At 38.5% G+C, this 14,711-nt stretch carries 11 protein-coding genes; 2 read left to right on the forward strand and 9 right to left on the reverse strand.

Annotation, left to right across the window (positions count from 1 at the left end; translation table 11 throughout):
* Positions 1-24: 24 nt before the first annotated feature.
* The 6 genes from VB797_RS33400 to VB797_RS33425 form a co-directional block, all read right to left on the reverse strand.
* A complete protein-coding gene (locus VB797_RS33400) occupies positions 25-240 on the reverse strand; it encodes a transferase hexapeptide repeat containing protein (RefSeq protein ID WP_323242098.1) in 216 nt (71 codons plus the stop codon).
* Between the two features lie 65 nt (positions 241-305).
* On the reverse strand, positions 306-809 hold the full coding sequence (locus tag VB797_RS33405) for a hypothetical protein (protein ID WP_323242099.1): 504 nt from the start codon (positions 807-809) through the stop codon (positions 306-308).
* Between the two features lie 120 nt (positions 810-929).
* Complete coding sequence (locus tag VB797_RS33410) at positions 930-3,167, reverse strand: transglycosylase SLT domain-containing protein (RefSeq protein WP_323242100.1); 2,238 nt, start codon at positions 3,165-3,167, stop codon at positions 930-932.
* A 94-nt stretch (positions 3,168-3,261) separates the two neighbouring features.
* Positions 3,262-3,399 carry a hypothetical protein gene (locus VB797_RS33415; RefSeq protein ID WP_323242101.1) on the reverse strand — a complete coding sequence of 46 codons (138 nt, stop codon included), beginning with the start codon at positions 3,397-3,399 and terminating at the stop codon, positions 3,262-3,264.
* Between the two features lie 17 nt (positions 3,400-3,416).
* On the reverse strand, positions 3,417-4,676 hold the full coding sequence (locus VB797_RS33420; protein WP_323242102.1) for an FAD-dependent hydroxylase: 1,260 nt from the start codon (positions 4,674-4,676) through the stop codon (positions 3,417-3,419).
* 183 nt (positions 4,677-4,859) lie between these two features.
* The gene (locus VB797_RS33425) at positions 4,860-5,621 is read right to left on the reverse strand and encodes a YebC/PmpR family DNA-binding transcriptional regulator (protein WP_323242103.1); all 762 of its coding nucleotides are present in this window, start codon (positions 5,619-5,621) and stop codon (positions 4,860-4,862) included.
* A 155-nt stretch (positions 5,622-5,776) separates the two neighbouring features.
* On the opposite strand from VB797_RS33425, the gene VB797_RS33430 reads away from it, so the two are divergent.
* Positions 5,777-7,054: an ABC transporter substrate-binding protein gene (locus tag VB797_RS33430; RefSeq protein WP_323242104.1), complete on the forward strand. Its 1,278-nt coding sequence runs from the start codon at positions 5,777-5,779 to the stop codon at positions 7,052-7,054.
* 378 nt (positions 7,055-7,432) lie between these two features.
* Here the strand turns inward: VB797_RS33430 and VB797_RS33435 are convergent, their stop codons facing one another.
* Positions 7,433-8,896, reverse strand: a complete 1,464-nt coding sequence (locus VB797_RS33435; protein ID WP_323242105.1) for an NAD(P)/FAD-dependent oxidoreductase — start codon at positions 8,894-8,896, stop codon at positions 7,433-7,435.
* Positions 8,897-9,060: 164 nt separating this feature from the next.
* Positions 9,061-9,810 (reverse strand): isoprenyl transferase, encoded by a 750-nt coding sequence (locus VB797_RS33440; protein WP_323242106.1) that lies wholly within the window; start codon positions 9,808-9,810, stop codon positions 9,061-9,063.
* 782 nt (positions 9,811-10,592) lie between these two features.
* Here VB797_RS33440 and VB797_RS33445 point away from each other — a divergent pair.
* Positions 10,593-13,031, forward strand: coding sequence for a tetratricopeptide repeat protein (locus VB797_RS33445; protein WP_323242107.1), 2,439 nt, complete (start codon positions 10,593-10,595; stop codon positions 13,029-13,031).
* A 212-nt stretch (positions 13,032-13,243) separates the two neighbouring features.
* Here VB797_RS33445 and VB797_RS33450 read toward each other — a convergent pair.
* Positions 13,244-14,711 (reverse strand): AAA family ATPase (locus VB797_RS33450; RefSeq protein ID WP_416350967.1); only part of this gene is annotated, 1,468 nt, incomplete at its 5' end.

Below are 14,711 nucleotides of genomic sequence, written 5' to 3' on the forward strand. Positions count from 1 at the left end.
GTTAGGAGTTGAGATTGAGGTACTTCACGCTTGCTCGTTTGAAGAATCTACAGGTTTATCGGCATAACGTTCCAATTTCCCATACTCTAAAACTTCCAAAAAAGCTTGTTCGTCAGAAATGGAACCTGCAACTTCATCTAACCAGTTGTTAGAACTAGGAATCGCTGAAAGCCGATTTTGAATAGCAACTGTACGCTCTAAATTTACTAAACGTTCTTCAATAGTCGCTTCATCTAGCATTATTTTCTCCGGTAGTAAAATTATTATAAAGTTTAAATACCCTACATTTAATATTTTACAAAAGTTCAAGAACAAAGTTGCTTAGACCAATCCTGGGAACCTCTACCCGATTGACACTTGTATTGCTTCCCAACCCAAACCATTTTCCACAACTTATCGGCTTCAGATAATTCAAAATCAGCGCGATCGCGAATTCCATTCACAGAATCATCTAAAAGACCAGTTTCGGTGACAATAACAGTTGTGAGATTGGGTGTAACTGGCTTTACAGCTACATCTCGCTGAAAATTTCCTTCTTGAGGTTCTTCCTTTGGTGGGGGAAAAACTACAACTGCAATTTCTTTAGGATCTTTTCCCGTTAAAGACACACCTTGAGGAAGTTTATTGAAATCGACTGAATCATAATTTTCTCGCTCTTTGATGGCTTTGGCTGCATCTGCTGTCGATAAGTCGGAAGCGGTAGGTTCAGGAGAGGAATTTACTGTTGATGTATCACCATCCCCCGAACAGCCAACAAGAATAGGTGTACTAAACGCCAAAATAACTATATATTTGATAAATTTATTCATTATTAAATCAATTTTTAAAACAAAATATTGCGTAGGATGAAGCCACCCTACGCTAAATAATCTGTGAAGGAATTGTGAATCTCGAACATTCTTACCTTCTTTTCTTCACCTTTAACCTAACTAATTAGTTTTCCCAGGTGTAGGACTGCTAGTTGCTGTTGGCTCAACTTCTTGATGGGGAAGCTGGGGTTGTTTTGCCGAATATTGAGTTACTAACTGAGATGTCTGGGGGTTGTAAATCCGCAGATAATTCCAATAGTTTCCTAACACTTGACGGATGTAATTTTCGGTTTCGGGAAAGGGAATTGCTTCCACAAACTCGTCAGCATCATCTTTTGGTAAGGTTGTCAACCACTTCGCAACATTTCCCGGCCCCGCATTGTAACTGGCGATCGCCAACAATGAGTTATTTTGATACTGCTTGTGGGTGCTGTCCAAATACCACGTACCGTACATGATATTGTCGTCAGGCTTTGTTAAATCGGTTTTAGTGTAATCCACGTTGATTTGCGGTGCAATCCATTTCGCCGTACTCGGTAGCACCTGCATCAAACCTGTAGCATCGGCGACAGATTTAATTTTTTCCTGAAATCTCGATTCCTGGCGTATCAGTGAAACTACTAGGAAAGGATTAAGTTGACGTTCTTTAGACCACTTGCCAATCACATCAAAATAAGGAAACGGATATCGAGCCTGCCAATACATATTTTTTTTGCTCAATTCCTGATAAGCAGCTTTTTCTTCAGGTGTTTCCCTATCTTCTAATTTGGCTACCGTGGAAATCCCACCGACATAATTTTTCCTCTCCAACTGCATCAAACCTTCGGTAAACTGTTCTGCTACCGTTGGCTGGGCTTTATTCTGAAATTCAGTTTCCCATTGCAGCCAAGCGTCTCGTTGTTGTCCTAATAGATACAGTTCCTTAAAAGTATCGGAACCTGCGGGTGGTAAAGGAGGTATGCGCTCTACCATTTCCGGAATCATGCTACGCAGGGTATCAAAATTACCAACATCTAAGCCTAAAGTTGCGGCCGAACGCCATGCATAATACGAGTAAGGAAAATTACTTAATACATATTCATAAGCTTGTTTAGCCTGTGCTTCTTTACCAAGTTTAGTGGCCCATTTCCCCACCCAAAAACCGGCTCTAGGAGCCAAAATACTAGTAGGGTTTTGGAGTGGAATCGGTTCAGCCCATTCCCATGCAGCTTGATAATCTTTAGCTTTGGCTTTGTCCTCCGCGACTTTCCAACGGTATTCTGCTGCTTGTTGGGTATTGCCAAACTTAGTAATTAGTAGCTTTAAAGCTTCCCTAGCACCAGAATCATTGTTTTGCGATTGCAGAATTTTAGATTTACGAATCAGCGCTTCTCCAGCTTGGTCTGGGAACTTGGCAATTATTTGGTCGAGGAAAGGTAAACTTTCGGTACCAGTTCTAGCTAATTCTGCCAAACCTAGCAAAGCCTTTCCGGTTTCCCTGTCATCAGGAAACTTAGCGAGCATCTGCTGATAAACGATTTGAGCCTTTTCCCTTTGTCCACCTATTTGCAATCCCCTACCTTGACGGTAAAGGTTTTGAGCGGTAGGAGTTGCTTTTTCGTAAGAGAAGGCCGCTTTACCGAATTCCTTATTTTCCCAATAAGCATTACCAATTACGTCCCAATCCTCCGGTTTTAGAGTGGGTTCCTTAACTAGCGTATCTAACACCGGAACAATTCCCGGTTGTTCAAAAGCTTGTTTGGCTAGAACCAACTGTAATTCTGGTTGATTGGGGTTATTTTGCAAGCGTCCCCGAATAATGTCCCACGTTAGAGGATTAGAAGGAAACTTGGCGATCGCTCGATCTTGATATTCCTTAACTCCAATTAAATACAAAGCTTTAGCAGCAACAGGTTTATCGGAATATTGTTTAACAACAGCCTGCCTTTTATCGGAAGCTTTGCCATTCTCACCCAAAATACTGTATGCGCGAGCCTGCTGTAATAGAACGTAAGGTGCAAGAGCTTGATAATCATTTTCCAGACTATCAAGTAATTTTAAAGCCTCGGTTGCTCGATCTTTTTGCAATAAATCATCAGCCAAAAGATAGCGAGCGCGGTATTGTTCAATAGAAGATGAACTTTTGGCAATTTCAGCCAACTTAGTCGCACGTTCTTCAGGAGATTGATTTACCAAAGGTAAAACAACAGATTTGGCTATATTCGCTTCAGATACTACTTCGGACTGATTATTTCCATTAAATAATCGCCCCAACTTTTTACCAATTTGAGGGGCTGAAACCATAGCTCCAACCAGGAAGGCACAGATTCCTGCACCAGCAATAATAGAAATTTGTTTTTTCTGTAGCTTCTTCAGCATCGATACCCGCTGAGAATTTCACAAGAATATTTTGCACTTTAGCATCACTAGCAGTCAAATTAACCTACCTTGGCTACCAATTTTGAATTTTTTCTTAAATATTTTCATAATTGGGAATTGGGAATTGGGAATTGGGAATTGGTAATTGGTAATAGTTAAGAATTATTTCCCCTTGTCCCCTTGTCTCCCCATCTCCCCATCCCCTTGTCTCCCCATCTCCCCATCCCCCCATCTCCCCATCCCCCCATCCTAATCTCCAGCCAGTTCCGGCTTTCTTCCCTTCAAGCCAATCATTAATTTGAGGTTAAATATTTTGATAAAAGGTACGCGCTGCATTACCCATAAACCAAAGCGTCTGACTATGACTACGGGTAGGAATTTATTGGAAAATAATCGATCTAATAAATCTGTAAAGCCTAAAATAGCTAGATTTTCCCGTTTCCTCCAGCGTTCGTAAGTTTTGAGTACTTTAACATCTCCAATATTTTTACCAGTAGAATGCGCTTCTCGAATTACCTGCGCTAAAGCTGCTGCATCGCGAATTCCCAAATTTAAACCTTGTCCACCTACGGGATGACATTTGTGTGCTGCATCACCGATTAAAGCGAGTCGATGCAAAACATAGTGATCGCTTTGCATTAACTGCACTTGAAAGACAAAGCGATCGCCAAGTAACTCCAATTTACCTAAATGATTGCCAAAGCGTTGTTGTAATTGCGCCAAAAATTGCTCGTCGTCCAACTCACACAAGGCTTTTGCTTCTTCATGAGGTGCCGTCCACACAATCCGACAGCGATTTCCGGGTAGCGGTAAAATTGCAAATGGTCCGCTGGCTTGGAATTTTTCGTAAGCTGTATTATTATGTGGTTTTTCTGGCTTAACAAATGCCACAATACATGATTGCCAATATTTCCAACCTCTGGTTTTAATTCTCGCAGCTTGACGAATTCGCGAATTACCTCCATCAGCAGCTACTACTAAATGGCTACGAATCTTACATATTTCTCCTGCGACTTTCACCTCTACCGTTGCGATATTTTCGAGGTATTCCGTACTAATAACTTCCGCAGGACATAAATAAGTGATATTCGGACTTTCTTTAACCAATTCTTGCAGTGGATACAGCAGTGCTTGATGTTCAGCAACGAAACCTAAATCCTGACTACCGATATCCGAAGTATTAAATTCTACTACACCTGCATAATCGGCATCGGAAAGACACACGCGGTTGTAAGTCTCAATCTGGGGTAATATCTTGTCCCAAATGCCGATTCCTTGATAAATTAACGCCGACAGCATATGTATAGCATAGGCTTGTCCTTTCGCTACAGACGCAGATTGAACTCTGGCTTCAATTAAAAGTATTTTTAGTCCCGAATCATGCAATGCAGCGGCTAAAGTTAAGCCGATAATTCCGCCACCGACAATTACCAAATCGTAATCATACCCTCGCTTCTCGGCAAGGGATTGGGAAGGTGAAATAGTGTTAAGAAGCTGCGTTTGCGCCATTGTTAAGATTAATCACAGCGTTTTCCTATATTGTGACGTATTTTGAAGGAATTATGCAAGGGGAGAAGAGGATGGGGGGATGGGGAGAGTGGGAGAATTTTTATGGGAAGCTCAACTGTAAAAGGTTGAAAATTAATAGCTTAACTTAAGGTCACAGGTATTATTAAGGCATTGAATTATGACTTACTGACTCAAGCTTGCAGCGATTAAATCATCAGACATATCGAAGTTTGCTGTGACGTTTTGCACATCGTCTAACAATTCCAAAGTATCAATTAACTTAATCAATATCCGCGCTTGTTCGGAGTCTGTGACATCTACGTTATTGCTGGGAATCCAACGTAATTCGACATCAGTAACCTCAAAGCCTTGATCTTTGAGTGTTTGATTCAGGTTTTCTAAATCAGCGACTTCTGCTAAAACTTCAGCCATATCATCATCGGTGATTTCGTAAAATTCCGCACCTCCTTCTAAGGAAGCTTCCAGAAGTTTTTCTTCGCTGGTGACATTTTGAATAATACAAACACCTTTTTGGTCAAACATCCAGCTAACGCAACCAGTTTCCCCAAGATTGCCGCCATTTTTGGTAAAAGCTTCTCGTAAATACGCTGCGGTGCGGTTGCGATTATCCGTCAGCGCTTCAATCAAAATCGCTACACCACCAAGTCCGTAGCCTTCATAGCGTATCTCCTCAAACTCTGCTTCATCATCTGCAAATGTACCTGCACCCTTAGCGATCGCCCTTTCGATATTATCATTGGGAATACCTGCTGCTTTAGCTTTTTCAATGGCAGTACGGAGTTGAAAGTTACCGTTGGGGTCGGGTACACCATTCCGAGCTGCAACAATAATTGCACGGGATAGTTGAGTAAAAGTTTTACCTCTCTTCGCGTCTACACGAGCTTTCTGACGCTTAATATTCGCCCATTTACTATGTCCAGCCATAAACAAACCTATAAAATCACTCGAATAACTAGAATATGTGTATTTTTTCTCTAAAATTAACTTTAGCAAAGCATTACAAATCAGATGTAGAGTGTGCGATCGCGGATAACGCACGATAATAAATTGGAATATCTACTCCTATGCACAGTAAAAATATGTCTTATAAACAGTTATTTATTCTAATAATAGTTTCTATTCTCCTAATTACGGGATGCCAAAACTTGATTTCCGAAAAAAATGATGTAACGCATCTTACTTTATGGCAGGGAGTAAATCCACCATCTAACCGCGATGTTTTGCAAAAGTTGGTAGATAAATTTAATCAAAATCATCCCAATATTTACGTAGAGTCGCTGTATGTAGGACAAGCAGACCAGCAAATGCCGAAGATTTTAGCGGCTGTAGTCGGAAATTCACCACCAGATTTATTATGGTTTAATCCCACCATTGCCGGACAATTAGTGGAATTAGATGCTTTGATACCGTTGGATGAAATGTTAAATAAATCCCCGGTAAAAGATCAAATTGACCCCGCTTTATTTGATTCCATGAAGTATCAAGGTCAAATTTGGTCGATGCCTTTTGCAACTAATAATGTCGGAGTTTTTTATCGTCCCAGCTTATTTAAAGCAGCAGGAATTAAAGATTTACCCCGCACTTGGTCGGAGTTTCGTCAGGTAGCAAAAAAATTAACCCGCGATACCAATGGAGATAATAAAATCGACCAGCACGGGATATTTTTACCATTAGGAAAAGGTGAATTTTCAGTATTTATCTGGCTTCCGTTTATGTGGAGTGGTGGGGGGGAATTAGCTACAGAAGCTGCAAAAGTGGATTTGACAAATAATCAAGGGGCAATATCAGCTTTGCAATTGTGGCAAGATTTAGTCAAAGATGGCTCTGTAATATTATCTGCACCGGAAAGAGGTTTTGAAACAGATGCCTTTGTGGCTGGTAAAGTAGCAATGCAGGTAACTGGACCTTGGACTTTGACCTATATTAACAGCGATATTAAAAACGGTGATTTTGGTGTATTTCCGATTCCGGAAAATCAAAGTCAAGCTACTAGTATTGGTGGTGAAAATCTGTTTTTATTTAAGACTACACCAGAAAGGGAAAAAGCCGCTTTTAAATTTGCAGAATATGCCGCAAGCGAAGAATTTCAGACAGAATTGGCGTTAGGAACTGGATATTTACCTGTAAATTTGAAGTCGCGTCAAAATAAAAAATATCAAGCTTATATCAAGGAACAGCCAACAGCAAAAGTATTCTTAGAACAAGCACAATACGGTCGCAGTCGTCCAGTTTTTGCTGGTTACAGTAGAGTTTCAGAAAGTATTGGTAGAGCGATGGAAGCAGTTCTATTGGGTAAAAGTAGTCCTAAAGAGGCTTTGGAAGAATCGCAGCAGAGGTTAGATTTGATTTTTAAGTAGCAGATTTGTTAGGTTAGGCAGAGAACAAACATGAAAGCAAATGTATAAAATTGAATTCTGCCGTAACCCAACATCAGAATTTGTGGGTAATTTAGCATCTTAAAAAAACAACAATATCGATGTTGGGTTACGACACGATTAATATTGTCGTAAATAAATACATTATTTCCGTGTCTAACCCAATCTACAAGCTCGCACTACGATATAATATTTTTAAAAAATTGGGATGCTCCCGTAATTCGCGGTTAATTGAACATATTCAAACAACCATAAAAATATTTATTACGCTCTCAATATATTGATGTTGGGTTACGACACGATTAATATTGTCGTCATTAAATAGGCTATTTTCGTGTCTAACCCAACCTACTAGCTTACTCAAATAAATATATTCCTTAATCCAAAAGCCACCAACCCCAACAAAAACCCAATAATAACTGTATACAATATCCGAGTTGTCCGCTCAACTTTGGTCAATATTTCTTGGTAATAAAGCTGATGATTTTGAATCATGAAAAAAGCCGGTGGACTAAAAATAAAGGGTAATATTTTACTTAATGAAAGCCGCACCAAAAAATTAATACTCCACAACTTTTTGCGAATCGGAGCTTGATTATACTGCCAGGGATAACCTACTTGCATCAGACGTATTAAAGCCTTTGTATCGGGAAGTCGTAAAGATTCATACAAAGGTAAAGCTTCAGAAATGTTATTGCTTTTTTCTAATGCGTCATTCAGAGTACATACGTCTTCCAATGCGGAGTTGACACCTTGACCTAAATCTGGAGGAAAGCTGTGAATTGCGTCTCCTAACAAAACTATAAATGCTTCCTCATTTAATTTTGAGTAGAATCCATTGCAGTATTGAGGAATAGGAAATTCTCCACCTTCACTTGCAGCAAATCTTTGGGCTTCTTGGGAAGAAACTATGTTGTGTATGGGTAATTGTGGAAAGGATTTCTGCAAAAAATCATGCATTTCTTCACCATTTTTCAATTCCCAGATATGGTGTTCAGATTTAGTAATAATATTAGCGCTACGCACTTCATCTGGATTTTTTACAGGTAGTAATCCCAGAGATATTGCCTTTTTTCTATCTTTAAATGCACTCCGAACTGCATATGCCATTTCACTTGTAGTGAGTTCTTCGCCATTTTCATCTAAAGGAAACTTTGGTGGTAAGGTTAATGCTTTGTATCTTAATCCTGAACTTGGTGAAGGAAAATAATTCATTTCAAATTTGTTTGATGATGATTCATTCCATTGTTTGAGAGTGTTCCGGACAATAGAGTTAATGCCGTCGCATCCTACTAACAGAAAAGGCTCAAATTTGATTGTTTTACCGTTATCGATTTCGGCAATAATTTCCAATTTTTCAGATTGATTATCATTACTAATAGTTTTATTTATTTCAACACACTTTGCATTAAAAATTACGTTAATACAGTCTTGCCAATTATTTTCTATCTCTTGATAAAGTAAGTTGACAAAAGTCTTGCGAGTTATCCAATAAGCGGCTTTCCGGTCTGGATCTACAATTGGTAACTTTGATGTTTTACTATTTCCATCTGCCGTAATTTTAGTTAAATAAAAATCCGTAGTTGCAACGCCGTTACTTGCTAAATTATTTGTGAGTTCAAGATAATCTGTAAATTTTTGACCGCGACCATCGATTAAATAGTTAAATGATTTATCTGGTTCGTAATAATCAGCACAAGGACGTTTCTCTAATACTGTAATATTTTGCCAACCGCGTTTAGCTAACATTAATGCGGTTGCAAATCCGGAGGGACCACCTCCGACAATTAATACTGGTTGATGAGAATTTTTATCTAGTTTCATTTTATATATATAGCTGTTTTATATAATTTATAATAATTTGAGCTATTAAGAAACCCGATTTTCTCAAAAACCGGGTTTATAAAATCTCACTATTGATTTACGGGTAATGTGTAAATAAAAACTTTAATTTTGACAAATACGGTTAAGATGACCGCACTAAAACATTAAGCTGATAACACAGCTTTTACTTTGCCAAAACGTCGCTCTCTATTTTGATAGCTGATTAATGCTTGTTGAAATGCCGCTTGGTCAAAATCGGGCCATAAAGTATCGGTAAAATACATTTCTGTGTAAGCCATTTGCCATAAAAGAAAGTTACTCAAGCGCTTTTCACCGCTGGTACGAATCAGTAAATCTGGTGCGGGAATATCTACTGTATATAAGTTTTTTTCGATTAAATCTTCGCTAATATCTTCTGGTTTAATTTCTCCTTTTTGAACTAGTTCGGCTAGTTGACGACAAGCGCTGACAATTTCTTTACGACTACCATAATTTACGGCAACATTAAACTGAATATCTCGATTATTTGATGTTTCTAACATTGAACGCTGCATTTCATTTTGCAATGATTTTGGTAATGCAGATAAATCACCAACAAAATTAATTCGCACTCCTTCTCGATGCATTTCTTCTAATTCACGACGCAACATTTTTTCAAACAGAATCATCAGAAAATCAACTTCTTCGGTTGGTCTTCGCCAATTTTCAGTAGAAAAAGCATAAGCTGTTAAAATCTTAATTCCCCAATCTTTGCTGCATCGCAATAGTTCTTTGAGCGTTCTCGCACCTTGCCGATGTCCGGCAATACGTGGTAATTTTTGTTGAGTAGCCCATCTACCGTTACCATCCATGATTACGGCTACATGATGGGGTAAGTTTTGTGAGTTTAAATCAATGGGTAGGTTTGAATTCATAGAATTTTAGATTTTAGAGTTTAGATTTTATACAAAAAATTAGGCATTAAGTAAGGGAAAATTGACATTTTGAAATCCCATTTCCCCAAATATTTCATTTAAATACACTGGTGTCAGGGTATTATTTTAAATCCATAATTAATCTATCGCAGAGGTACAGGTAAATAACAGGTAGGTTTGTGATTAAAACTCCAGGAATGGCATTTCAGCCTAAGTATTTATTTTGTCGCGATTACCAGTTTAAGCGCTGTGCTAATGATTTGTCAGTCGGGCAAAGTATGGTTAAAAGTATGATTGATATATTGGTAATCAAAAGTTAAAGATTTATTTAACAACGCAAAGGTACGCGGAAGTATTCGCAGAATCGCGCTGAGGAAGTGTTAATTATTCGCTGAAGATCGGAACTATGAGTTTAATTAGAGTTACATTCACTGTGAGAAAGTTGTTCAAAAAAAAAATTATTTTTTAGTCCTAGTTACGACCGATCAAAATTTATCTTGAATTATTAAACCATTCGTTAAAGATAGTTTGATTAGAATATTCATTTTAATATTGCTATTCATATTGCTATCTTCATAATTTCTTTAAAAACGTAACTGATAATTATGTATTGATTTTTATTTGCGATCGCCTGTTAAAGGATGAGAGTGAAGTTAATTAAAAAAAATCTGCTGAAAAATCAAGTTTACACAAACTTGTCTTTAAAGACTGGTTTCCAACTGTAGACTAAGATTGAGCAAGATTTTTATATTAGTAAACTAAACTACCTTGGTCGTTAAACAATGGATGATGAGGCAGTATTGGTATGGTTGGATACTATAATACCTTATAAAACTGGAGAACAATTAAGCGAATTAGAAAAGGTGATTGTTCAACAGGTTTGGTTGGGAAGAAGATATTTGGAAATTGCCGATTTCTACGGCTGTACTGAGGGACACGCTAAGGATGTGGGTTCTCGGTTGTGGAAGTTACTTTCTAAGGTAATGCGTCAGAAGATTACCAAAAGTAACTGTCGCAGGGTTTTAGAAAAGTGTTTTCGTAAAGCAGGTTCGATATCTGGTTTGTTTGATTATCAACATTCAAGCAGTGCTAATGGAAAATTTATTGTTCCAGATATTGACATCACCCGTGAACAAAATGGGCTTTGTTTATACGAATTCAAACAAGAAGATATCAATTTTATTGGTAGAAGCGATGCTATCGATCGCATTCATAATTTGGTAAATATTGGTACTAAAGTTATTGCAATTCAAGGTGAAGGAGGTTTGGGAAAAACTACTTTGGCTCAACAATACCTTCATTCTCAAGGATTTGATGCGGTTTTGGAATTGTTGATGGCTCATGAGACTCAAAACATTACTTCGGCTCAACGGGTGGTGGAAGAATGGTTGAAATATGATTTAGCACAAGAACCGGGGTTAGAATTTGGGGTAACATTGGGAAGGTTGAAGCGACAACTTCAAGCAAAGCGAATTGGAATTTTAATTGATAATTTGGAACCCGCGCTGGATGCAAAAGGACGATTTGTTGCACCTCATCGCAATTATATAGAATTACTACGGATTTTAACGGATGCAAGAGTAAAATGCACAACTTTAATTACTAGTAGAGATAGACTTTGCGAACCGGAATTAAATGTAACTCACTATCGACTTCCCGGTTTAGATGAAGTTACGTGGTTGCAGTATTTTAGTAATCGGGGAATGGCGATCGCTCTACCCATTTTACAAAAAATGCACCATGCTTACGGTGGTAACGCTAAAGCAATGGGAATTCTTTGCGGTTCGATTCAGGAAGATTTTGACGGTGATATTACTGCTTATTGGCAAGAAAATCACGCTGACCCTTTAGCGGTAACGGATTTAAAAAATTTAGCTGCAAGTCAATTCAACCGCTTACAAAATCTGGATTCTCAAGCATATCGTTTGTTGTGTCGTTTGGGATGTTATCGTTATCAAGATGTTCCGACTGTTCCAACTCAAGGATTTTTAAGTTTATTATGGGATGTCGCACCGGAACAACATCGTCAAATTATTGCTTCGTTGAAAAATCGTTCTTTGATAGAGTTTAGCAAAGGTGAATATTGGCTGCATCCGGTAATTAGAGCCGAAGCTATTTCTCGTTTACGTAACGGTGAAGATTGGGAAATTACCAATCATAAAGCCGCTGAATTTTGGACGGATAGCGTGCAAACAATCGAAACTTTTCAAGATGCTTTGCAAGCGTTAGAAGCTTATTATCATTATATTGAAATTAATCAATTTGAGTTAGCCGGAAAACTGATTATCAAAAGTAGAAATAATCAATGGGGGCAATTTTTACCCCTCGGCAGTACTTTGTATAGAATGGGTTTAATTCAACCAGTTTTAGCTGCAATTATTCACATTATTAACCATATTGACGACGATACAAAAATCAGCGAGTTATATAATATTTTAGGCGATTTATATTGGATAAGCGGCAAGATACAGCCAGCAATTGAATATCAAGAGAACACAATAAGTTTAGCAAGAAAGGCATTAAACTCTTTAAGTAATCAAAATAATAAGCAAGCTTTTTATTATTATAGAATGCTGGAAGTAGATTCTTTATTAAGTATCGGTCTTTATAAAATTGATTTATGGGAATTATCAGAAGCCGCTCAATTATTTCAGCAGGTAATTTCTTTAGCTCAAAACACCGCACATCATTCTTGGGCAGAAAAAGCTGCTGTTTGTTTATCTTTAGTTAATTCTTATTTAGAGCAATATAAATCTTCTCGTTTACTTGCTGATGAATGTTACAAAAACATCACCGCACAAAGGATTGAGAAAACGGGGAGATTTGCTTACTTTATGCAAATACTCGGTCAAACCTACGTTAATTTAAAAGATTTTACTAAAGCCAAGCATATGTTTTCGATGGCATTAACTTTTGCAGAGGAAAGTCACTATACGCAAGTTCAAGCAAAAAGTTTGAATGGTTTAGCTGAAATTTCTCGGAAAAATCAAGATTTTGAATCAGCTTTGAAGAATCATTTAGCAGCGATTGAACTGTTAGATAAAATTGGCGCTAAATGCGATCTAGCTGAAGCATATTTTCAGTTGAGTTTGACTTATCGGAGTATGGGGAAAGAAGGTGAGAGTCGAGTGAATGTTCAGAAGGCTGTTCAGATTTTTGATGAGATAAAAGCGCCGAAGCAGGTTGAGAAGATCGGTGAGCAATTATCAATAAAGAGTTAATGATTAATATTTTAAAACATCACAAGGATTAGCAGCTAGACTTTGAGAATGGTTGGCAGTGAGTGGTTTCGGATCGTGTAAAATCCCAGCGCAAACCATCATTGGAATGGGTGAGTAAAGCTTAACAACACAGTGGAGCGGACGGTACAAAGTCTTGGCGCTTCGTTTCCGGTATTTCTTCACAGTGATTTATCAACTTTTTAAGTAGTAACTCACGCCCGAATCACAGTAATAGCACGTTGATTTTCAGTCACAACAACCTGAGTTGACAAACGTTCCTCCATTGGTAATGCATTTTTACGCCGATCAAACACCAGTAACCACCCTTCATTCAATCCCAAACGGGCTAAATACGATTCTAATTGTTCGATTCCTTCGGGTTGGGGGTCACGTTTTTTTTCTCGCCATACTTTTAATTCAATACCAAGGGTAATAGAACCATATCTCAAACATAAATCCATTCTGTCACTACCGATTGCATATTCCCGTTCTAGCGTACCACCACCATTAACAACGCGATGCAAGAAAGCCATTAATACTAAATGGGGTGCAATTTCGTGGTAGCCAGTACTACCTAATAATGGTTCCCCATGCTGTCTCCAAAATTTGATAAAAGCTTCAAGTAAGGCATCTTTATTTAATTCCCCTGACTGAGTTAACCAAGTTGGCGCAATGGTGGGTAGAGAAGCCATTGGTGTCACCGTTAATACTCTCGGTAAAACCTCGCGATAAATTGGGTTTGCCATTGTTAATCCACCTTGGGGATGCATTACACACAAACCCAAATCAATTACAAATTGAATATCATCATTGGGGATATCTCCTAATTCCAAACCAGCTAAGATTGGTTCGATAATCGCTTTTATCCTTGGTTCTCGTAAGCGTTCGGCTAAAGAATCTAAATGGGTATCCCGACGAGCAATTAATATTTCCTTGGCTTGTAAAATATGCTCTTTGGTAATAGGAATACTTCTATCCTTAACCATTTTTTCTACAACTTCCTTAGCTAATGCATTAACTAACCAAGGCTGACCTTGAGTTAAATCAAAGGCTGTTGCGCTTGCTTCTGGCGTGAAAATTTGTCCTGTATATTCTGTATGTTGTTGGTATAACTCTGCCACTTCTTCGGCGTTAAAATTTCTCAGGGTGATAGAACTGACTTTGATATTAAAAGGGCTAGCTGTGTTTAAGCGATCGCTTCCACCCGATGCAACTTTATAATCGCGTACATCTCGTAAACCGATTAATCCCACAGAAGAGGGAAAATTTTCTGGACGATTGGGATAACCGTCGCGTAGCTGCCGCAACACTGAAATCAAAGTATCATCTTGCAGGGAATCAATTTCGTCAATAAATATTGCTAAAGGTCGAGGAGAAACCTGCGCCCAAGCTTGTAAACTAGCTTGAATTCTTTGTCCTGCTTCCTCATATACCCAAGTAGGAGGTTGTAAATCCTGCGGTAGACGGATGGCAATTGCACCACGCCAAGCTCCCAAAATTGCTAATTCGGCTGCGCTGGGGTCATTATTAAAGGCACTTCCCACCTCTGCGGATAACATCACTGCTGTGTAACGTCCACTTGCGGTAAGTTGTTGCGCTAGTGCTAGCATTGCCGTAGTTTTACCAGTTTGACGAGGTGCGTGAACGACGAAATAACTACGCTGCTCGATTAACTCCTCT

This window comes from Rivularia sp. UHCC 0363 (assembly GCF_034931125.1).
Classification (GTDB): Bacteria; Cyanobacteriota; Cyanobacteriia; order Cyanobacteriales; family Nostocaceae; genus Rivularia.